Genomic DNA, 22,719 nt, shown 5'->3' on the forward strand with positions numbered 1-22,719 from the left:
CCGCGCAAGAGATAAAATGAAAACCCTGATCACCGGTAAAAACGGCCAGCTGGGTCGGCAGCTCCAAAAGCAAGCGCCAGCCCATATCGAGGTTATCGCGCACGGTAGGGAAACCCTGAATATTGCCAACAGGGAGCAGGTACTTGCGCTACTCAAAAAGGAGAAACCGGACGTCGTGATTAATGCTGCGGCATACACCGCCGTGGACAGGGCTGAATTCGAAAGTGACCAGGCCCACGCCGCCAATGCCCTCGGCCCGCAAAATCTGGCATTGGCCTGTCGGGCCCTGGATATCCGCCTGATTCATGTATCCACAGACTTTGTATTCGACGGCAGGCAGTCTCACCCATATCAGCCAGGGGATAACAGAAATCCATTGAGTGTCTACGGCGAGAGCAAGGCTCGAGGGGAGGAGGCCATCGAAGCGATCTTGCCGCAAGCGGCTATTGTGCGCAGCGCCTGGGTTTATGATCGTGAAGGCCGTAATTTCGTAACCACCATGCTGCATCTGATGAGCGAGCGAGACCAGCTGGGCGTTGTTGCCGATCAGACAGGTACACCCACCTGGGCCGGCACCCTTGCTCGAAGTCTATTTACTCTGGCAGACAAGCCGGAAGCCCGGGGTATCTACCACTGCACCGATGCCGGTACCGCCAGTTGGTATGATTTTTCTGTCGCCATCTATGAAGTGGGGCGGGTCGCGGGACGGCTGCCGCGCGATAAGCCCGTGCAGATCGATCCTATTTCTACCCGCGACTACCCGACCCCGGCGGCTCGCCCACTCTACAGCGTGCTGGACAATGCCCGGTTGATAAATGAAATGGGCCTACACCCTCAACCTTGGCGTCATGTGTTGAAGTCTGTGCTCTCATAATCAGGGCGCGTCATTCCGGCGCTGGCCGGAATCCAGACCAATGGAGCTGTAAACATGAGCAACTTACTGGTAACCGGCGGAGCCGGGTTCATCGGTGCTAACTTCGTGCACTACTGGTTGAGGAATTATCCGCGGGACAATATCGTCGTGCTGGACGCGCTTACATACGCCGGCAACATGGCCAACCTTGCCCCCGTAGCTGAACATCCCAATTTTATTTTCTACCGTGGAAACATAGTCGATACGTCACTGGTAGAAAAACTGCTCATTGAACACGATATAGACATCGTGGTGCATTTCGCGGCGGAGAGCCATGTAGACCGCTCCATCACCGGTCCGGATGCCTTTATCGAAACCAATATCGTCGGCACGCACAGTCTGTTGAAGGCGGCCAGGAAAGTATGGCTCGAGCAGGGCCGGGGCAAGGAGGGGCATCGATTCCACCACGTTTCCACCGATGAAGTGTACGGCGCGCTTGGTCCCACCGATCCCGCCTTCACTGAAACGACGCCCTATCGCCCCAACAACCCCTACTCCGCGAGCAAGGCGGCTGCGGACCACTTGGTGCGAGCCTACCACCACACCTATGGTCTGCAGGTGACCATCAGCAACTGCTCCAACAATTACGGTCCCTACCACTTTCCGGAGAAGCTGATTCCGTTGGTCATCACGCATATTCTGAACGACAGACCACTACCTGTTTACGGTGATGGCAGGCAGGTGCGCGACTGGCTCTATGTGGCGGATCATGTGCGGGGTATCGAGCTGGTGCTGAACAATGGGCGGGTGGGTGAGAGCTACAACATCGGCGGCAACAACGAGTGGACGAACATTGATGTAGTCAAACTGATCTGCAGATCGATGAATGAAGCGTTTGCCAATGACCCTTCGCTGTTGGTGCGTTTTCCGGGTGCAACCATGGCCGGCCTCGGGCGGGCGGAAGAATTGATTCATTTTGTGGCCGATCGCTCCGGTCACGACCGTCGCTATGCGATTGATCCCTCGAAATCCAATGAGGAACTCGGATACCAGCCTGCGGAGTCATTTTCCGCCGGTCTGCAAAAAACGATCCGCTGGTTCCTGGACAATAAGCAGTGGTGGTCGCCACTGCTGGAAAGCAGTGCCAGAATCGACCGCTAATTCTGCCGTGCAGAACCCTTTTCTCTCTCCATATATCGCGCCTTCCACGCGAGCCCCAGCATCATCAAAAAATAAATCGCTGTTGCTGGCGCCTGTAGATGAAAGTCTGTGGTGAGCATGATCAGCTCGGCGATGATGGCCATGAGTGTCGCAAACGCGAGCCCCTGCATCAGGCTATCCCGGCGGGTGCGCAGGGCGGTGAAGGCGTGGTAAAGGCTCCAAAGGACGGCGAGGCCGAGTAAAAGTGTTGCGGGCAGGCCGTACTCGATCGAGAACTGCAGGTAATCGTTGTGGCCTTGGTCGTAAAAGATATTGATCCCCGGGCCTTTTACGCTGGGAAACGAAGAGTAAAAACTCCCCGCACCAGTGCCGGCCAGTGGATGCTGTTCAATCAGCGTCAAGCCGTACTGGTTCACTTCATCCCGGGTCTCCTTGGTGAAGGAGGTTTCCTCGATTTCCTGGCGCAGCCGGTCCATGCCAAACCAGCTGCCCACAATCATCAGGTCGATGACCATCAGGCTTGCCAACAAAATCGTGAGGCTGCGGCTTCTGTTGCGGATCAGCAGCAGACCGAGGGCGCCGGCAATGGAAAGGCTGGCAAAAAACGCGGTGTTGGCCATACGCGAGTGGGACATCACCAGGCCGATCACCATCATGGCCAGGCACAGGCGCAGCACGGCTTTGCCACCGAGCAGCATGTTTACCAGATTCTTCAGGCGATCTTTCAGATTTCCGCCGCTGCTTCCGCTGAGGCTGGCGATCAGCAGGCCAATGCCCAGGCAAAGGCACATCACCAGAAAATTGCCGAAGTGGTTTTTGTAGCGGAATCCGCCGGTGGCAATACCATTGTTGGGCAGGCTCAGAATCCAGGTGGTTTCAGAGCCGGAAAGTGCCAGCAGTACGCCGTAAAACGCCTGGAAGGTTCCCGTTGCCACAACCACCAGTGCCAGTGTGCGCAACCGCTTCGCGCTGTTTACCAGTGCCAGAATCAGAAACAGCAGGCACCAGTAACTGATGCCTTTGATCAGCGCCACATGGGTCTGATTCGGGTCTAGCGACAGTGTTGCCAGGCGCAGGTGCTCGTCTGTGCTCGAAAAAGCGACGGCCGCGCCCGGCGCAAGAGATTCCAGCAGTCCGATGGGTAACGGTAACTGTTGTAAAAAAATCCACGCTTGAAACAGTGCGAAGAGTCCCAGAAGGGGCCAGTAGGGCTTCAGGGCTTTCCATTGTGAGCGGTACAGATTCATCACCAGCCAGCCGGCCGTCAGGGCAAAGGTCCACACCTCCATAAAGGCCCAGGCCCAGGGGCGATGTGAGCCGAGGGGGATTGGCAGCCAGAACAGCAGTGCGAGCAGGCCGTAAAACAGCGTGGTTTCCAGGCGATGGGTCGGCCGATTCAAAGCGGAACGGGATTCCATTGCGAGCGTAGTGGTTGAGCGGGAAGCGAGCATGGTGTCAAAAAACGGCAAAAAAAATCAGAATCAAAAAAGGCCCTCGCGGGCCTTTTCTGTACACATCACCTGTCGATAAGGCAGATGGGAGTGTAATTAGTTGGGGGAAGCGGGAGTGCCGCCGCCACCGCCGCCCGCACCTGCGCCAACACTGACCGGCGGAGCCGGTGGCAGAGAGGTAGTGGTGCTGGTACCGGCCAATGAGGAGCTGCCAGCCGGGGCGCCCGCGCCGGTCGCCGCTGCAACGGCTTCCTGAGAGGCACCGTTGGCCAGGGCAACCTGGGCAACGCGCTGAGCGTTCGCGCCGGCAGCTACGGCTGCGGCAACCACGGCCTGTGCGTTGTTCGGGTTGGCGGCAACCGCCAGGGCAACAACTTTATCCGCGTTTGCACCGGCTTTGATAGCCGCGGACACAATGTCTGCCGCCTGGTCTGGTGCAACGTCCAGAGCCTGTTCCACCGCTTCCTCGGCAGAGAGGCCTTCGCTCTGGGCCAAAGCAATGACCTGATCCATGTTGTAGCCGGCTTCGATGTATTGTTTTACATCGGCCATGGCCACGGCGCTCAGCAAACTTGCACCCAGTGCAAGCCCCAATGCTGTCTTCTTCATGCGTCCCCCTAAAAGAACTTTGTTGTACAGTGGATTCCATTCGAACAGTGGCCGATTGTAGCGGCTATACAGCAAATGGGAAGTCTGTGCTACATCGCAGCTCTAAAAAAAATTTTTATTGCTGCCAACCACAACACAAAATCAGGAAATATATAGCCCCAAGGGGCTAGTCATTATTGATGGTTTCTATCGGGCGGTCTGAGCGCAGGGCTTCCAGGAGCCGGGCCAACTCTTTGTCATCGGCGATCTCCGGTGCGGCACCGGCCAGCTCATGCAGGAGTGCGCGGGTGTTTTCCAGGCTTCGTTTCAACCCGTCCCGCTCCTGCTGTGCGTGCACTATTCGGGTTTGCAGAGCCGACTGCCACCACAGCGCCAAGGTGAGCCCCATCAGGCACACACCTGCGATCCCCAATGCGGTTTGCCACAGCAGACGGTAGCCCGCCGCAGGTTGGCGATCTACGGCAATATGTCCTGCAAGATCCCAGCCAGATCTCACCTCCGATGTTGCTCGTGGTGTTTCCAATACCAGCAATTGCTGAAACCAGTGCGGAACATCCGGCAGGTAATCGAGATTTGTTTGGCGGATTTTTGTGCCGTTCACGGCTGTGTAACGCACCTCTTTATACGCGCCGCTTTCCGTCAATGCCTTGAGAAGAGTCGCTCTGAACAGCGTGTCCTTCTCCCCGGTGTACGGGCCCAGGGCCACGGCCATCAGCGCGGCGTTGTCCCGGCTTTCACTGGTCATCAGCGCCTGCAATTGGGAACGGGCTGTCAGCAACCCCACAGACAGTACGGCCGTGGTGATAACACACCAAGCGGCGATCAGTTTCGCGATAGGTGACGCCATCCCTAGCATCCGGCGATTCATTCAAACACTCCTTCCTTGTGGATGCGCTGCAGCAGTTCTTCCCATAGCGCCGAACCCGGGTGGTTGCGCACCTTGGTGGCGCTGTCCAGCTTTCGGTTCAGCCACAGGCCCGTTGCATTAAAGCTGTATACCGGCACCAGATCGGTGCGGTCGCGGGCCGGCATCACCTCTTTAGTCAGGTTGTCCAGCACCAGCGGGTGTTCCCCGGGATTGGCGGAATACAGCAGCACCATATGCGCCTGATTGAGGGTGATGGCATTGACATAGGCCAGACGCAGCTTTTCCGGTGCAATCAGGGCCGCCGTCAGGCTGAACAGCTTGGCGATGGCATAGTCTTCGCAGTCCCCGGCGTTGGAGGCCAAGAACTCCACCGGTGTCGCCCAGTAATCCTCCCGCCCCCAGTGGTCCCGGTCCTCCGCGAATGGGATGGTGTTGAAGAAATGATTGATCCGCAGCAGCCGGTGCCACTCCAGGGCCTGGGCCTGCTTCTCTACCAGCTGTTGCCAGCGCACCAGCCGCGCATGAGCCTGAGTGCCGTAGCTGGTTTGGGTTTTCTGCAAAAGCGACCGTGACAGATGCGGTGGACTCATCGCGCTTGCCGCCATCAGACAGCCGCCGGTAAACATCCACAGCAAGAGCATGGGGGCAATAACTCGAGCCAGAGCGCCTTTTCGGAAACAAAAACCGCGACTACACAACATCTATCGGCCTGCCTCTGAAGATCAAAAAACGATCAGACAGAATCTAGTCTGGCACTAGCCGAGGTGGATAGGGCGCATGGAGGGCAGCGTGCGTCTGTTTTTGCGCCACTGGTTCAGGGTTGTGTGAATTATTAGCGAGTGCTTCGGTGTAAGGGTTATCGCTGTTGCTTTTCGCGCCAGCGCTCGGGCTCGTTGGTATACAAATTGCGGGATACAAATCGCAACAACGTGTCGTCGGCGGTTATTGCTCACCGCTGCAGGCAAATTGATTGTTCTTGAACTGTCATAGATTGCTGATAAAGTGTGACGCCTTTCACGTCATGGCCGGAATTTTGCAGATTCTTCTGACCCATGACAGTGAGTCTTAGGGCATTCAAAGGAAGAAAAACATGCACCAAGTTAAAAAAGCGGTCATCCCGGTGGCTGGCCTGGGCACGCGTATGCTGCCCGCCACCAAGGCGATTCCCAAGGAAATGCTGCCGATCGTCGACAAGCCGCTGATCCAGTATGTCGTCAATGAAGCGGTTGCCGCCGGTATCAAGGAAATCGTGCTGGTTACCCACGCCAGTAAAAACGCCATTGAAAACCACTTCGACACCTCCTTCGAGTTGGAAGCCCAGCTGGAAAACCGCCTGAAGCGCCAGCTGTTGGATGAAGTGCGCTCCATTGTTCCCAAAGACGTTACCGTGATTTCCGTGCGTCAGGCCGAAGCCAAGGGCCTGGGGCATGCCATCAGCTGTGCCCGCCCGGTGGTGGGGGACAATCCCTTCGCCGTTCTGCTGCCGGATGTGCTGATCGATCAATACGCCGCCGATCTGAAAGTCAGCAACCTCGCCGATATGGTGCGCAATTTTGAAGCCACCAAAGCCAGCCAGATCATGGTGGAACCCGTGGCGTGGAGCCAGGTCAGCAAGTACGGTGTAGTGGACTGCCTGGGGGCGGATCTGCAAACCGGAGGCACCGCCAAAATCGATGGCATGGTGGAAAAACCGGAAGTGGACGCTGCTCCTTCCAACATGGCCGTTGTCGGCCGCTACGTACTGCCCGCGGAAATCTGGGGGCTGCTGGAAAACACCCAACCCGGCGCCGGTGGTGAAATCCAATTGACCGACGCCATCGACGAACTGCTCAAGCAGCAAACCGTAGAAGCCTACCGCATCGTCGGCCACAGCCACGACTGCGGTAACAAGCTCGGTTATATGAAAGCGCAGCTGGAGTACGGCCTGCATCACCCGGAAATCGGGAAAGATCTCGAAGCGCTGCTCACCGTGAAGCACTCCGCCGAACCCGTGACAGCCTAGCGCCACAAAAAGATCTCGCACATCAAGGGCGATAAATAGCTCCAAGGGGCTATTTATCGCCCTTGTTTTTTGGTGGTAGAAATTGCACCGGTGAGTATCGCTTCACATTTGCAAATCCATAGCTAGTTTCATCGGAACTATCCTGACTTTTGTTATGTGTTTCGGGGGTGTTTTGCGACAATTTTTCCGTTTGTGTGACACATGTCACATGGTAGTGTTCGCCGCCGTAACACTTGCCGGGCGGTGCCCAAGGGGGAATCGGGCCCCGTTACCTGGCGTGTTGCCGGGATAGGTACAAGAGATTCGGCCACGGAGGCTGAGTGAGTTGAGCCGATATTTTGGGGTGGCTCATCGGGTTGAATACATGCCTCTGTGTTGGGTGTGGTTTTTTGATCTGGATAGAAAATCATTTTTGGGGGTTGGGGTGAAATTCAAAGTCAATTTTAAAGCGCTGCTTTCGTTCGCACTTGCCGCGTCTATCGCTGGCAATATTTTTGCCGTTGTCCATCACCGCCAAACGCTGGCGGAGTCTCAAAAATCTCAGGAGCAGCTCGTTGCGCTCCAGGCAAAGGTCACGCAACTCGCCGAGCGCGAGGGGCACCCCACCCAATTTACCTCCTCAATGAGCCGCGAAGAGTACCTCAAGCATCGCGCCGCTCAGCAACAGCAGCAGAACGCCATCGCGCGCCTGGCCGGTCAGAAGCAAACCGCCGAAGCGCGTATGGCCCAGCCCAGCCGTGAAGCTGTGCAGAGTCGTCAGCAGGGTTCGCCGCTGGCAGTTCAATAAGTTTCAAACGCACTTCTTAAGATCGAGTTAGCTGGTATCGACTCGCCGACGGGCAACACGAGGGCTCCTGTCATGGATACGCAGTACTCAAAAAACGTACAGACGCAAAAAAAGAAAATCATGAACACGTTCAAACACCTGTTGTTACCTCTGGCAGTAACCAGTTCTTTCATGGCGCCCGCGGCACAGGCCTCGGAGATCGAAGATCTGAGCTTCGTGGATGCCAGCCTTGAGGCCTGTTTAGATCAACATGCGGCGGATAACGGCTGGACCAGCATTGGGGAAGTAACTTACCTCTACTGCGCGCAGCGCGGGATTCGTACCCTGGAAGGTATTGAGGCACTGGCCGCGCTGACGGACCTGGACATTGGCGGTAACCCGGTAGAGAACATTTCCCCGCTTGCAGGGCTGAGTGATATCGGCAACCTCAACGCTTGGGATACGCGAATCTCTGATCTGTCGCCGCTCGTTGGTAAAAACATCTCGCGTATTGACCTCAACAACGCCTGGCTGAAAGACCTGCCGGATCTCGGTGGTACTGGCTACAACAACCTGGGTGAAGCTTTCCCGGCCCTTGATACCCTGCATCTCAATGGCAATGCCTTGCAGGACGATGACATCGCGCGCCTGCCGGAAATTGCCAGCCTCAATCTCCTTACCGTGGAAAACAACCTGTTCACCGATGGCGGAGCCGAAGATCAGGCTCTGGAAGCCGCCATCCCCGGCTTCAGCGCCACACCGTTACCCATCACCATGGTGCAGGCGGGTGTCTACTCCCAGAATCCTGTGGATCTCAACACCGGCGACAAGTGGCTGGACTTCGCCGTCGAAGCAACCGGTGCGGATATCTATGAAGCCTGTGTCTGGCTGTATAACCCGAGCAAGCAGGGCAACGTTGGCTACTGTGACAGTTGGCAGGGGAGTGCATACGGCCAGGGGCAGTTGATGGCCGAAGCCGAGCGTGGCGAATGGATACTTGAGGCGCACGTCAATAGTGACGCGGGCTGGTTTGCCATCAGCAAACCCCAACTGGAAGTCATGGGTTTTGGCGATCTCACTCTCATGGTCAATGGCGATGGTGCGGGTGACAACCAGCGCCCGGAAGTTACCAACCTGGCGTTCTCCGCCGATACCGTCGACCTGGATTCCGCGAGTAATGGTTTTGTCGCGGTGGATGTTTCCGTTCAAATCAATGACCACGAGGGGGCCGGCTTCCTCTATGGCGGTATTGAGATTTACAACGTAGCGGACCCCAGTCAGAGAAAGCAGATCGACCTGCGCCTGGAACAGACCCAGGCCAAACTGGTCTTCCACAGCAACGATATGCCCGGCACCTGGCGGGTTGAATATGTGCACGGTGGCGACTTCGGCAACAACGGCATGCACGAAGACACCAGTACACTTGCTGGCAAATCGTTCCAGACAGAATTTACCGTCATTAACAGCAACCCTGCGCCGATCGAGGTAACCAGCCTTTCATTTTCCGACTCTGCGCTTGAGGCCTGCGTGCACAGCTACGGCGGTTATGTGCATGAGATGACATGGCTCGGCTGTGGCAGCGGCGACATCTCCGATCTCGAAGGCATCCAGCAGCTGTTTATGCTGCAGGATCTCGATCTGAATGGCGGTGGCTACTTCACCAACCTGTGGCCAGTTGCTCAATTACCACATTTGATCAGCCTGCATTTTGCCGGAGCGTCTGTTTCCGACCTGAGTCCGCTCGCCAGTCTGAATCTGAATGCATTGAATATCAGCTGGAACCCCATTGCCGATTTCTCCGCACTGGAATCCATTCCCACTCTGCAAGCGCTGTGGGCTGACGGTTCGAACATGACCGCGCTGCCGAGCTTTGCCAGCCCGGCCAAAGCCATGGATGTTCTGGAGATTGGCAGCAATGGGTTCAACAACCTGGGCGCAACCGAAGCACAGCTGGCGGAAATGCGTCGCCTGAATGGGCTCAGTATCTGGGAAACCGGTATTTCCAACCTGTGGTTTGTCTCCGGTTACTATCGTCTGAATAATCTGCTGGCCTGGGGTAACCAGATCAGCGATATCAGCGCGCTGGCTTCGCAAACCCAACTGAGCCACGTCAATCTCAGCTACAACCTGATCGAAGACATTTCCGGGCTCGCCAACTCCCCGTTGAATGCGGACATTATTCTTAATGACAACCGCATCACCGATTTGTCTCCGCTGTCTGGAAAGACAGAGATTCTGAGTCTGGACGTTAGTCGCAACCGCCTCACCGATATCAGTGTAGTGTCCTCCCTCACTGGTATGTGGTGGATGCGCGCCGAGGAAAACGCGATTACTTCCATTCCGGATCTCTCTGCACTGGAGAATATCAACGGGATTGGCCTCAATCATAACGCCATCACCGATGTTACTCCGCTCACAGTAAAAACCTGGGACTGGGTGGAAGTTTACGGCAACGCCATTCCCGAGTCTGAGCTCGGACAGGTAAATACCACCTGGGGTTACTGGAACGACGCAGGCCGCCCGAACATTCTTTCCGTTGACGTAAATCCGCGCGTGATCGCCCTGGGTGACAACGACGTGGAAGTCACGGCGCAGATGATTACCGACGACCAGGAAAATATCTGGAATCAGCAGGTATATCTGCATCATAAAGATACCGGGGAAGAGCAATACGCCTGGTTGGACGGCAACACCAGTGGCTCCCTGTGGATGCCCAGTTGGGCACCGGAGGGCGAGTGGGATATACGCACTTCTTTTGAAAATGGCTTCGGATACTGGGAAGTGCGTGGCCCCGCGCTTGCGGCAATGGGCTTTGATGCCACCGCCGAAACCGTGCACATCGACGAGCATCAAGACAGCGACGGCGACGGTTACACCGACCTGTTTGAACTGCAATACGGTTTAAATCCGTATCTCGCTGGCGATGCCACGGGCGATGATGACAGTGACGGCTTCAGTAATTTACACGAAGCGGTGGCAGGAACCGATCGCGGCGACTTCAACTCGCAACCATCCGCCATGGCAAATCCGGGCGCGGGCCGCTTCCTGCTGCACCACCCGGGTACGTTCGCCTACAACGGCTTCGTACTGGATCTCGCCGGTGACGGTGCCGGTGGAGACGACGAAGGCCGTTTCGCCATGAACAACGGCAGTGCTCACTTTGTCTGGTCCCACGATGGCAACGCCATCAGCGGCAGCAACAACGGCAGCTACGTCAACAGCGACGACTGGTACGTCGATGAGCTCGGATATGGCACCGAAGTCGAAGAATGGTTCGACACTATCGCCATCTTTGAGGTGCAGAGCGGTGACGTGCCGGTGTGGAAAGTGATTGCCACCGGCCGCCTTGTATACCCGGGCGAAGAACTCGCGGACAAAGCGTTCGTCAGCGAAATTGAATACCAGGTATTCAATACCGGCTCGACTGCATCCCCAATCATTGGTGCCGGCACCTATGCCACCAAAGTTGGCCTGGGTACCGACAGCAATCTCGATCCCAACTTCGTGACCTACCCTTCCGAAGTCGTTCTGAACGGAGACACCAGCGGCCACGTTGTCGTCCCCGCGGAAGTCGGTGGTCCGGCTACCCAGGCGGTAACCTGGAGTACCGAAACGGACGGTACCCTGGTATTGGATTACAGCGCGGAAAATGCCCGCGCCACCACCTACTTCGTGGAAACCTTTGGCAAGGGCACCAAGACCATTGTTCTACACGAATTCGACAGCGCCGCACCCGGTCTTTCCGGTCGCGCCGCTGCCGTGCAAACCATGTGGGAAGAGGTCACCATCACCGGGCTCGAAGAGTCCGACGTGATCGGCCGTCTTGAAAATGCACCGGAAGGCGACGCCAACGGTATGTCCACCTTTGCTTTCGTCTTCAATGAAGGTGGTCTCGGTTATCAGGAAAACCTGTACGACGGCGTGTGGTATCAGGGCGCACCCTTCAGCTGGGAAATTGCCGGCAATACCGTAATCGCACACTACTACCGCGATGAAAACTGGAACTACTACGGCGAACCCGACTGCCAGGGCGCGACCGAATGTTATGAAATCCGTCGCCGTTTCATTACCGCCAACGACGCGGAAGATACCAATGGTGACGGTGAGTCCGACCGCTTCTACATCACCATCCGCCAGGGTTTTGACAACTTCTGCTTTGGCCAGCTGTGTGACTGGCAGGGCTATGTTGGCCAGTTCGTACGTCACATTCCCGCTGGCGATTTCGACGGTGATGGTGTCAACGACGACCTCGACCTCGATGACGACAACGATGGTCTCACCGATCAATTCGAACTCGACAACGGCCTCAATCCGCACGACGGCAGCGATGCCCTCGCGGATGACGACAGCGACGGCTTCAGCAACCTGCACGAAATCATTGTCGGCACTGACCGGAACGACGGAGCCTCCACGCCCATCGCCATGAGCAACCCCGGTGCCGGACGCTTCCTGCTTACCACCCAAGGCGCTTTCTTCAATGGCTCCGCGGGCAACGTCATCGACCTGGAAGGCGACGGTATTGGCGGCGACGACCAGGGGCGTATGGCGTTCTGGGATGGCAGCGCCCTGTTCACATGGGAACACACCGTCAATGCGATTTCCGCAACCAACAACGGCGGCTACGTAAACCGCGACTGGTGGTGGGTAGACGAGATCGGCATGTCCGATGAAATCGAGCATTACGTGGATCAGCTGTTCATCTACCAGCAGTCCGACGACACAGTGCCCACCTGGAAAGTCGTCGTACTTGGCCACAAAACCTACGCCAGCGGCCTGCTTGCCGACGAACCTTTCGTAGACGTGTACGAAGCGCAGATGATCGGTGGTGGCAGTATTGCGGGCGCTGCGCCGGCAATCACCGAAGGCAGCTATGCCACCGATGTGGCCATGCACGAGTACTACAACATCGTACCCACCAACGTATTCATGCCCACCAAAGTGCTACTCAGCAACGATGGTAGCGGTGAAGTGGATATCGGCACCGAACTGAGTGGCGACGGCAACACCTACGTCGAGTGGAATGTGGATGGCGACGGCAGCCTGATCCTCAGTGACCAGAACAGCAACGCCCGCACCACCATCTACTTTGTGGAAACCTTCGGTAAAGGTGTGAAGACCATTGTCTTCCACGAGTACGACACCGCCGAAGGAATTTACGGTCGCGCCGCCGCCAATGACTCCCTGTGGGTGCGTGATGAAGTAGTCACACTGAGCGAGGCCGATGTTATTGGCACCTTCCTGGATGTACCGGAAAGTGCCAACGAAGGCGTCAGCAGCTTCGGCCTGCAGTTCGCGCCGGGCGGCAAAGGTACGCAGGGTTACTGGGATGGAGAAAGCTACAACCCGAACACCCCGTTCCTGTGGCACCTGGACGGCAACGTCATCATCATGGAGTACTACAGCGACCAGAACGGCTACTACCACGATTCTGCGGACTGCAACGGCGATTGGAGCTGCTACAAATCCCGTGAACGCAACTTTATCGTCAGCGACCGTGAAGACCGCGATGAAAACGGCTACAACGACCGTCACTACGTGACCATTCGCCAGGCCTTCAATTACTGCGGTACCGGTGAACTGTGTGACTGGCAGGGCTATGTCTCCCAGTTTGATCGCCTGTTCGACGCCGACAACGACGGCCTGCCGGATGCATGGGAAGCGGCCAATGGCCTCAACCCCACCGACGGTGACGACGCCTATGGTGACACTGACGGAGACGGTCTGAGCAACGCCGACGAATTTGCGCTCGGCACCTCCGCCGGCAATGCCGACAGCGACGCTGATGGTCTCAGCGACGGTGAAGAGCTCGCCGCAGGCCTCAACCCGCTGGACGGCGCCGACGCCGGAGCGGATTACGATAACGACGGATACAGCAACTACGAAGAAATCCTGGCCGGTACCAACTTCAACGACATCGGCGACTTCCCCGCAGGAGACCTGTACTACTCCATGGGAATCGAATCCGACATGCGCTGGAACGCCGGCCTCGAATGGATGCCGCAAGACAATGGCCAGAACTGGCACTACCGCAACTTCGCGGCCTTCGGCAACATTCCCATGTTCATCGATGGCGACGGTACCCAAACCACGCGTGCGGGCACCGAGAGTGATTTCAACATCGCCGAACGTTACATCGACATCAGCGGTCAGGACGGCACCTGGGTATCCACTTACTACGGATGGACCGGCTGCCCCGCGGGCGAGGAGAACTGCGTATCGCAGATCAACTTCGACGGTAACTTCTGGAGCCGCAGCGACGGTTCCGAAGGCATGGCCACCAGCGACCGTAACCTGCTGCTGAATACCGAACTGGTGGAAGCCGGTGATCAGTCCCGTTACACCTGGAGCACCTTCCGCATCAGAAAACCGCAGACCCTTGAGCTTGCCGACATCACCGGTGTATGGCACATCAGCAACTGGGGGCGTGAGTACGAGCGCGAGGGAAGTCTGTCTGAAGGCCATTACACCGGCAATGCAGACTGGCAGTTCAACGGCGACGGCACCTGCCAGCAGGTCGTCCCGTTTGAATACCACGATGCCTTCTCCTACTTCGACGGCCAGAACCTGGCGTCGTCCGGCGTAGAAGAGGAGTCCGGTGAGGATGGCCTCGAAAGCTGCAGCTACAGCGTCGACCCTGTACGCGGCCGCGTAATCGTGGATGTGAAACTCGGTGGTGACGATGAAAACAGTGTGATTGAGCTGCAAATCGACGCCGCCAAGCAGCGCATGATCAACGTCTACATGGACGATGAAGAGTGGGGCGTTGGTGCCGGCATAGTCATGCTGATCAAAAAAGGCGATGTCTCAGCCTACGCCAGCAACGCCGCATTGAATGGCACCGCGTTCCTGAGCGGCAATCTCAACATGCTCGATACCGGCAGCGAAGGTGGTACTCGCTTCACCGGTCTGCGTGTTGCGCGCACCATCATCGACTTTGATGGCAACGGCGCAACCGACGGCGAAGGCTACAACGCCTGTACCGTACAGCGGGTCGAAAAATTCCAGGGCATGGCAATGGGCGGCTACATCGGCGTCGACGCCTGGCAAGAACCCTGGAAAGCGAGCTTCGCCAGCTACCCGGAACAGTGCCGCTACAAGGTCAACCCCGATGGCACAGTGGACTTGCAGCAGGGTGATATAGACCCACTGGCCAGTACCACTCTGCACCTGGATGCCAACGGAGAAATCCTCACGGCGACCTACGTCAACAACGGATTCTCCGAAATGTTGTTGGGTGTGGTACTGAATGGCGTTGCTGACCCGGTCATGGCCTCCGTGCGCTTCACGGACTTCGGTTACGAAGACACCGACAGCGATGGCCTGCCAGACAACTTCGAAATTGCCTTCGGCCTCGACCTCAACGCAGACGACAGCGCCATCGACCTGGACGAAGACGGCCTCAGCAACCTGGAAGAATTCCAGGCCAACACCAACCCGCGCGCCTCGGACTCCGACAGCGATGGCATGGACGATGCTTTTGAGGTGGCCAACAACCTCGACCCGACGGTAGACGACGCCGCGCAGGATGCCGACTCAGACGGTGCGACCAACCTGGAAGAATTCCTGGCGGGTACTGATCCGAGGGATGCGGGGTCAGTGCCGGGTGGAGACTCTCATACCGTCGATAATGACTTTGACGGTGACGGCAAATCGGATCTGTTCTGGCGTCGCGGAAGTGATGGCCAGCCCCAGATTTGGTTCATGGATGGTCATTCAGTTCTTCAAAATCGTTGGACTTGGAATGTTGGTAGCAACTGGGAATTCCGCGATTCTGCTGATTTTAACGGCGATGGTAAGGCCGACATTATGTGGCAGAACGCTAGCGGTCAGGTGAAAATCTGGCTGATGGACGGCCATACCATCGTCGAGGACAAATGGTCCTGGAACCAGCCGACATCATGGAGTTTCGTTGCTACAGGTGATTTCAACGGTGATAACAAATCAGATATTTTGTGGAAAAGAAACTCCGATGGTCAACTGAAAGTGTGGCAAATGAACGGCCACCAAGTTGCTGCGGATTCTTGGCTCCCCGCAAACACTGTGGGTTGGGATCTGAAAGATGTTGCCGACTTCAATGGCGACAGAAAAGCTGACATTCTTTGGCAACGCAGCAGCGATGGGCAGCCAAGAATCTGGTTTATGGATGGATTCAGTAAATATGATGATAAATGGACTTGGTCTGTGGGTACTACATGGGTTTACCAAGCCAGCGGAGATTTGGACGGCGACGGAGACCAAGATATTGTTTGGTTGCGTCCGAGTGATGGCCAAACCAAGATATGGCTCATGAACGGCCATGTCATTCAGGACGATCGCTGGGCGTGGCCGCACAGTGGTGATTGGAGCCTGGATGATATCCGTGATTTCGATGGCGACGGGAAAGCGGATATCCTGTGGCACCGTAACAGCGATAACTTGGTTAAACTGTGGTTTATGAACGGTACTAGTGTCGCCAATGACAAGTGGGTTGGCTTTGGTGGATCTGGCTGGGAACTGAAAAAATAAACTGAAGTTAGGTTGAAAAGGCCCGCCAATGCGGGCCTTTTCTTTAATGATGACCTAGGGGTCGATAATGGCTAGGTAGTTCTTGGGAATTGTGAACAATGTAGCCTTTATACTACGACTTTTCGTCACACATACGAGTAGACAGTGTGAAATTTCCAGAGAATTTGTGGAAAGCCCGAATTGAAGCTGGGCGCTATTTATTCCGTAAAACAAACAGCCAATTACCTACGCTGGTACGAGACGCGGGAATTTTATTTGTACATATCCCTAAAACGGCGGGTATCAGCCTTTCTTATGCACTATATGGTCGTGAGATAGGCCACAGAAAACTGAGTGACTACCTTCAAGTAGATGCCTCATATGCGGAGAATTTATTCAAGTTTAGCGTAGTGAGAAATCCGTGGGATAGACTGGTGTCGGCTTATTCATACCTCAAGCAAGGTGGTCAATACAGTAGTGTAAGCGATTGTATTTTTAGCCGCTCCACTTTGTGGAAGTACGATACTTTTGAAAAGATGGTGAATAAATGGCTGAGCGCTGAAACGGTAACCAGTTATTTCCACTTTGAACCTCAATTCTCATACTTGGTCGGTGCAGATGGTGAAATTGCCGTAGATAAGGTTTTGAAGTTTGAGAGTTTATCTGCGGATCTTAGTAGCATTCAAGATCAAATGGGACGGCGCTTGGATCTTGCTCAAAAAAATAAATCAACGAGAAAAAACTATAAAGAGTACTATGATGAAACAATGGTGAAAAAAGTGGCTTCGGTGTACGAACAAGACATAGAGCTGTTAGGTTATAACTTCGATTAATAATGAACGCTATCTCTACCAGATTTGCCAGTTTTCTACTGGTAGTATATTTGTTTTTTATTGTTGCAGTTTCTTATATTTCACCATTTCTATCTTTGGTGCTGATGCTGCTTGGCGCCGTCGTGGTCTTTATTGTTTCTCCAGCCTTAATTCCTGCTTATTGGTTGGTGTTGCTTCTCTTTTCGAATGTTTTCATAGCATTTTGGTCGGATCATCTGGCCTCTGAATTGTCGCAGAAAATTCTGTTTTCTCTGGATTTTCTATTCTGTATTTTCGCTGTTTTTCTCTTGATTTTTTTTCATCCAGGGTGTTGCTGGAAAGAAGCAAAGATGCTATTGCCGGTGATCGTTATTGCTGGTTTATATTTTTTATATGGCGCCTATGTGAATGGCGTAAAGGATGCCATTGTCTATCTTCGCTCCATTTTTTATCCATTTCTAATCTACTTTTTCGGGATCACCTATACGAAGTGTGTGCGCAACCTAGACTACGAAGATCTGATAATAAAGGCAGGCATAGTAGCAGTAGCTTTCCTTGTTCTTGAGATTCTTTTTACTGAATTGGTTTATAGCATTTTCAGTGTGTATCGATATATGGAGCTCAAGAAAGGTATTCCCGGGCTTGATATGTACGAGCTTCTGGATATGAGTACGCGCAGATTGCTTAATAGCAATTTATTCCCGGATACAGAAGTGATCAGGCCATCGGGGTTTATTCTGCATGCAGTTAGTTCGGCATATCTATTCTCAATTTGTTTTCTTCTTTCTTTAAAAATGAGGCAATACAAAGCTTCTATTTTATTTTTTTTCGGCTGTGTGCTGTGTGGGTCAAAGGGAGCCATTGTGCTGTCACTGGCGGTATTGGCAAGTTATCTGTTTCCGATCTTGAATTATCGAAATTGGATGCTTCCATCAATTGCATTTGTATACTCGATCAGCGCAATCTACCTTGGCCTGCTGCTAAAAGATCCACATTTTTACTCTCTTGTATCATCAATATACGCCATGCCGCAGAATCCACTGGGTAGCGGATTGGGGTATGGTGGATCACTTACGACAGGTACAGATCATGCATTGGATTTTTTCAGTATAAATGGCGACAGTGGATTTGCGGTATTGCTGAATATGGTGGGATGTACGGCAGTTTTCATCTATTGGACATACCGGGAGATCTATCGTCGACACGATCAAGCTCTCAATAACAATGTGCGTCTTCGTGCCGCCTTTGCCGCCTATTATTACTTTCTTATTGCCAATTCGTTTTTTCAGGAGGAGGGGTTCTCACCGTATTCCATGGGGTTACTGGTTTTTGTTATGGCGCTGAGAACATATGGCCGAAAGCCACCTGGAGCCAAGCTGCTCACTGGGCAGCGCACCGAGGTCGTAATCTGAGAATATGGTATTAAACAGCATGAAATCCTCTTTTAATGTTATCGGTCGTGAGTTCAATCTCAGTGTGGCTCCGGGAAAGGATGTGTCATTTCTAAACTTTTCTTCCATCGACATTGTACCGAGAGCTCTAGGTGCAAGCCTGGAAAAGTTCAACTTCGGTTGTGATGGAGGGTTGCTGTGTTTACTGATGTATCTGCGCGGCATTTCCGTTGAACGCTACAGTTTCGATTTCACATCTGTAGCGAACGATGTGTTCGGGCTGTGTGAAGAGTTAGGTAAAAGTATCTATCTGGTAGGCGGGGAGAAGCTTGAAGCGGAACTGTTTTCCGTAAAGCTGAGGTATCTCTATCCGCGGTTGCGTATTGATGGTGCTGTCGGAGGATATTTCTCTGGAGAGGAGCGTGCGAATGTCCTGGGTTCGCCAGCATTGCAAAAAGCCGATGTCCTAATCGCCGGCCTAGGTGCCGGCAGACAGGAACAGTTTCTGCTTGATGCCAGGACTGCCGGGTTCAAGGGGTTCGGTATCACCTGTGGCGCCTTCATCTCCCAAACTGCCAACTCCAGAGGCACCCATTACTATCCGTCCCTCATCAACACACTCCGGTTGCGTTGGTTTTACCGTATGGTCAAGGAGCCCCATACCATCCGGCGTTACTTGCTTGACTACCCGCTCAACATCGGTCGATTCCTATTGGGTAAATACCGATTTACTCAGTGCTGATCTGCAGCCGGAGATCCTTTTGTTTGTCTCGATGTGCTGACGGAATAAGTGTGAACTGGTACATAAATTGCTGAGCGAATATTAAAGATTGGGTATGACCGCGGTGGCAGGTAGCGCAGCTTGTCTACCGGGAGAGGCGGGGGTGAATTGAGCACGTCGCTGAGTCCCATCCCGACCTTGAATTGTCATCTGGAACTGATAAAGTGTGACGCCTATCACGTCTAACTTATGCTCAAGTTCTCTGATTTTGGGGTAAACCAGTTGACTTGAACAAAATTTATCCGCTTTTAGGCTCTCTGCCAGACTTGGCGAATTTAAGCGGATCGTTGCGTTAAAGCGCAATCAGGCAGGGGCGGATAGGCAATAGATTAAAAGGGGGAGCGCGGTACCACCACGGGGCCGCACTTGCGGGGGCGAGTTCTCTTCATTTACCACACCAGGCCTCTCTCGTACGGGCAGATATGTTCTGGCCCGCAGGGGGCTTTTGTTGCTGGTTGCCCGTCAAGAGCCTGATGTATCTCCCCGTCACAATGTAACAACAATGGATGCAGCAGGGATTGCTGCAGCAGAATCACACGGATTTTCAGCCATGACAGCCATCACCATCAATGACGCCGGCGTGCACAGTGCGGTAGAGGGGCGTGCCCCCGATGCATTCGGCCGCATACAGCACCACGGCGCAGTGGATGGTGTGACCGGTTCCTGCCACCAGCTGTTTCTGGATGAGCAGAATTCCATCCTCATAGACTGTGGCCTGTTCCAGGGTGCGGAAACCTCACCGGGTGGCAGCAAGCACGATCGGCTCGACATTGAATTCCCGCTCGATACCGTCAAGGCACTGGTTGTCACCCATGTGCATATCGACCACTGTGGCCGGATCCCATACCTGATCGCCGCCGGCTTTCGCGGCCCCATTTATTGCAGCCAGCCCAGTGCCGAGCTTCTGCCGCTAGTACTGGAAGACGCCCTGAAAATTGGTGTCACCCGCAACAAAGCACTGATCGACCAATTTCTGGATTACATCAGAGCCCAGTTGCGCCCGCTGCCCTACAACCAGTGGCAGGCGGTCATCACCGAAGGCGAGGAGTCCCTGAACATCCGCCTGCAACGCGCTGGCCATATCCTCGGCTCTGCCTACGTGGAGTGTGACCTGAATGCGCCAGAGCAGCATCGCCGCACCATCTTCTCCGGCGACCTCGGCGCACCCAACACCCCTCTTTTATATGGCCCAACCCCATCCGAGGGCTGCGACGAACTCGTGATAGAAAGTACCTACGGCGACCGTTTGCATGAAAACCGCGAACACCGCGCCCAAACCCTGCGCTGTGCCATCGAGCGCGCAATAGCCGACGGCGGCAGTGTACTGATCCCCGCCTTCAGCATTGGCCGCACCCAGGAGCTGCTCTACGAGATCGAAAGCATCATCCACGAGCAAAAACAGAAGCGTGGCCAACAGAGCCCCTGGTACGAACTCCCGGTAATCATCGACTCACCGCTGGCCAGCCGCTTCACCGAAGCCTATCGCCGCCTGGAAAAATTCTGGGATGAAGAGGCCCAAGAGGTGATCGCCCAAGGCCGCCACCCACTGAGCTTCGACCAGCTCATCACCGTAGACGATCACGCGACCCACCAGAAAATGGTGAACCGCCTCGCCCACACCAAACAGCCGGCCATCGTCATTGCCGCCAGCGGCATGTGTGCCGGTGGGCGCATCGTCAACTATTTAAAAGCCATGCTCGAAGACGAACGCCACAACATTATCTTCGTCGGCTACCAGGCAAAAGGCACCCCCGGGCGCGACATACAACAGTACGGCCCCAAGCGGGGCTTTGTAGAACTCGATGGTGAAACCCTCACTATCAAAGCCGGTGTAGAAACCATCAGCGGCTACAGCGCCCACGCCGATCAGCACGACCTGCTGGACTTCATCCAACAAATGGAAACGAAGCCACAAACCGTACGCATCGTCCACGGCGACAACGAAGCAAAACAGACCTTGCAGCAAATGATTAAAAATCAAGGTTTGGCCAACACCATCCAAATCCCAACAAACCAATAACCCGGCACCCCCCGGAATTCATAAAGAACCGTAGGAGCCTGCTCGCAGGCGAACAAAACAAGGTTGGCCACCCAACCCCAAAAAGGCAGTTAAAGGAATGAAAGTAACCATCTTCGGCACCGGCTACGTAGGCCTCGTCACAGGCGCCTGCCTCGCTGAAGTCGGCCATCAGGTCATGTGCATGGACGTCGACACAAACAAAATCGACCGCCTCAAAGATGGCATCATCCCCATTTACGAACCGGGCCTCGAGCCCATCGTCAAGGCCAATATCGCGTCTGGCAACCTGCTGTTTACCACCAGCGCAGAAGAAGCCGCAAACCACGGCAAAGTGCAGTTCATCGCCGTAGGTACTCCCCCGGATGAAGACGGCTCCGCCGACCTGAAATATGTGCTCGCCGTGGCCGAATCCATCGCCACTTACATGGGCGATGAGAAAATCATCATCAATAAATCCACGGTGCCCGTAGGCACTGCGGATAAAGTGAGAGCCAAGGTACAGAGCAAGCTCGACGAGCGCACAAGCAGCCTTACCTTTACCGTCATCTCCAACCCCGAGTTTCTGAAAGAAGGCGCCGCGGTAAACGACTGTATGCGCCCGGACCGCATCGTCATCGGCCTGGATAACGAAGGCGAGCCCCGCCGCAAGGTGGAAACCACCATGCGTGAGCTCTACGCCCCGTTCAATCGCAACCACGACAAAATCATCTTTATGGATGTGCGCAGCGCGGAACTCACCAAGTACGCGGCCAACTGCATGCTCGCCACCAAAATCAGCTTTATGAACGAAATGGCGAATATTGCCGAGCGCGTAGGAGCAGATATCGAGCAGGTGCGCCAGGGCATCGGCTCAGACCCGCGCATCGGTTACCACTTTATTTACCCGGGATGCGGCTACGGCGGTTCCTGTTTCCCGAAAGACGTAAAAGCCCTGATCAGCACATCGAAGCAGTTGGGTTACAAAGCAGAAATTCTGGAATCCGTCGAAAACGTCAACGACCGCCAGAAGCACAAGCTGTTCGAAATGATCTGCCAGCACTACGGCTGCGACCCGGAAAATCCGGGCGATACCCTGAAAGGTAAAGTATTTGCCCTCTGGGGTCTCGCCTTCAAACCCAAAACCGACGATATGCGCGAAGCGCCGAGCCGCGTATTGATGGAGCGGCTGTGGGCGGCAGGGGCAAAAGTGCAGGCTTACGACCCGGAAGCAATGGATGAGTGCCAGCGTATATATGGAAACCGCGATGATCTGCAATTGATGGGAACGCAGAGCTCCACGCTGCACAAGGCGAGTGCTCTGGTTGTGGTTACCGAGTGGCAAAGCTTCCGCGCCCTGGATACGGCATCTCTAAAAACTGAGCTTAAGGACTCGGTAATCTTTGATGGCCGCAATATGCAGGACCCAATTTACATGAGGAAATGCGGCTTTCAATACTACGGAATTGGCCGGGTTTCTGAATAACAGCAGAAGTTTGCTAGAGACTTTTTAATTCCCAGTAACAAATACGAATGACTGAAAAC

Annotated in this window: 14 protein-coding genes; 10 read left to right on the forward strand and 4 right to left on the reverse strand. The window is 54.8% G+C overall.

The window, feature by feature from the left end:
- Positions 1 to 16: 16 nt before the first annotated feature.
- Positions 17 to 874 carry a dTDP-4-dehydrorhamnose reductase gene (rfbD, locus tag C3938_RS11850; RefSeq protein WP_105103507.1) on the forward strand — a complete coding sequence of 286 codons (858 nt, stop codon included), beginning with the start codon at positions 17 to 19 and terminating at the stop codon, positions 872 to 874.
- A 54-nt stretch (positions 875 to 928) separates the two neighbouring features.
- On the forward strand, positions 929 to 2,014 hold the full coding sequence (rfbB, locus tag C3938_RS11855; protein WP_105103508.1) for a dTDP-glucose 4,6-dehydratase: 1,086 nt from the start codon (positions 929 to 931) through the stop codon (positions 2,012 to 2,014).
- On the opposite strand, the gene C3938_RS11860 is transcribed toward rfbB, so the two are convergent.
- The 4 genes from C3938_RS11860 to C3938_RS11875 all read right to left on the reverse strand — a co-directional run bounded on the left by C3938_RS11860 (position 2,011) and on the right by C3938_RS11875 (position 5,532).
- The gene (locus tag C3938_RS11860) at positions 2,011 to 3,414 is read right to left on the reverse strand and encodes an O-antigen ligase family protein (protein WP_158681663.1); all 1,404 of its coding nucleotides are present in this window, start codon (positions 3,412 to 3,414) and stop codon (positions 2,011 to 2,013) included. The two genes, rfbB and C3938_RS11860, sit on opposite strands and share 4 nt — an antisense overlap.
- Positions 3,415 to 3,561: 147 nt before the next feature.
- Positions 3,562 to 4,074 carry a hypothetical protein gene (locus C3938_RS11865; protein ID WP_158681664.1) on the reverse strand — a complete coding sequence of 171 codons (513 nt, stop codon included), beginning with the start codon at positions 4,072 to 4,074 and terminating at the stop codon, positions 3,562 to 3,564.
- A gap of 166 nt (positions 4,075 to 4,240) precedes the next feature.
- Positions 4,241 to 4,942 carry a LapD/MoxY N-terminal periplasmic domain-containing protein gene (locus C3938_RS11870; RefSeq protein WP_105103511.1) on the reverse strand — a complete coding sequence of 234 codons (702 nt, stop codon included), beginning with the start codon at positions 4,940 to 4,942 and terminating at the stop codon, positions 4,241 to 4,243.
- Complete coding sequence (locus C3938_RS11875) at positions 4,939 to 5,532, reverse strand: transglutaminase-like cysteine peptidase (RefSeq protein ID WP_158681665.1); 594 nt, start codon at positions 5,530 to 5,532, stop codon at positions 4,939 to 4,941. Before C3938_RS11875 ends, C3938_RS11870 begins: the two co-directional genes overlap by 4 nt.
- A gap of 500 nt (positions 5,533 to 6,032) precedes the next feature.
- Here C3938_RS11875 and galU point away from each other — a divergent pair, with 500 nt between their 5' ends.
- The 8 genes from galU (at position 6,033) to C3938_RS11915 (ending at position 22,660) form a co-directional block, all read left to right on the forward strand.
- On the forward strand, positions 6,033 to 6,944 hold the full coding sequence (gene galU / locus C3938_RS11880) for a UTP--glucose-1-phosphate uridylyltransferase GalU (RefSeq protein ID WP_105103513.1): 912 nt from the start codon (positions 6,033 to 6,035) through the stop codon (positions 6,942 to 6,944).
- A 379-nt stretch (positions 6,945 to 7,323) separates the two neighbouring features.
- Entirely contained in the window at positions 7,324 to 7,731 is a 408-nt protein-coding gene (locus tag C3938_RS11885) for a hypothetical protein (RefSeq protein ID WP_158681666.1), read from the forward strand.
- 120 nt (positions 7,732 to 7,851) lie between these two features.
- Positions 7,852 to 16,215, forward strand: coding sequence for an FG-GAP-like repeat-containing protein (locus tag C3938_RS11890; protein ID WP_158681667.1), 8,364 nt, complete (start codon positions 7,852 to 7,854; stop codon positions 16,213 to 16,215).
- 146 nt (positions 16,216 to 16,361) lie between these two features.
- On the forward strand, positions 16,362 to 17,027 hold the full coding sequence (locus C3938_RS11895) for a sulfotransferase family 2 domain-containing protein (RefSeq protein ID WP_158681668.1): 666 nt from the start codon (positions 16,362 to 16,364) through the stop codon (positions 17,025 to 17,027).
- A 2-nt stretch (positions 17,028 to 17,029) separates the two neighbouring features.
- Positions 17,030 to 18,418, forward strand: coding sequence for a hypothetical protein (locus C3938_RS11900; RefSeq protein WP_105103517.1), 1,389 nt, complete (start codon positions 17,030 to 17,032; stop codon positions 18,416 to 18,418).
- Between the two features lie 19 nt (positions 18,419 to 18,437).
- On the forward strand, positions 18,438 to 19,139 hold the full coding sequence (locus tag C3938_RS11905; RefSeq protein ID WP_158681669.1) for a WecB/TagA/CpsF family glycosyltransferase: 702 nt from the start codon (positions 18,438 to 18,440) through the stop codon (positions 19,137 to 19,139).
- A gap of 589 nt (positions 19,140 to 19,728) precedes the next feature.
- Complete coding sequence (locus tag C3938_RS11910) at positions 19,729 to 21,198, forward strand: MBL fold metallo-hydrolase RNA specificity domain-containing protein (protein ID WP_105103519.1); 1,470 nt, start codon at positions 19,729 to 19,731, stop codon at positions 21,196 to 21,198.
- Between the two features lie 97 nt (positions 21,199 to 21,295).
- A complete protein-coding gene (locus C3938_RS11915; RefSeq protein WP_105103520.1) occupies positions 21,296 to 22,660 on the forward strand; it encodes a UDP-glucose dehydrogenase family protein in 1,365 nt (454 codons plus the stop codon).
- Positions 22,661 to 22,719 lie beyond the last annotated feature (59 nt).

Source organism: Microbulbifer pacificus (assembly GCF_002959965.1).
GTDB classification, from domain to species: Bacteria; Pseudomonadota; Gammaproteobacteria; order Pseudomonadales; family Cellvibrionaceae; genus Microbulbifer; species Microbulbifer pacificus_A.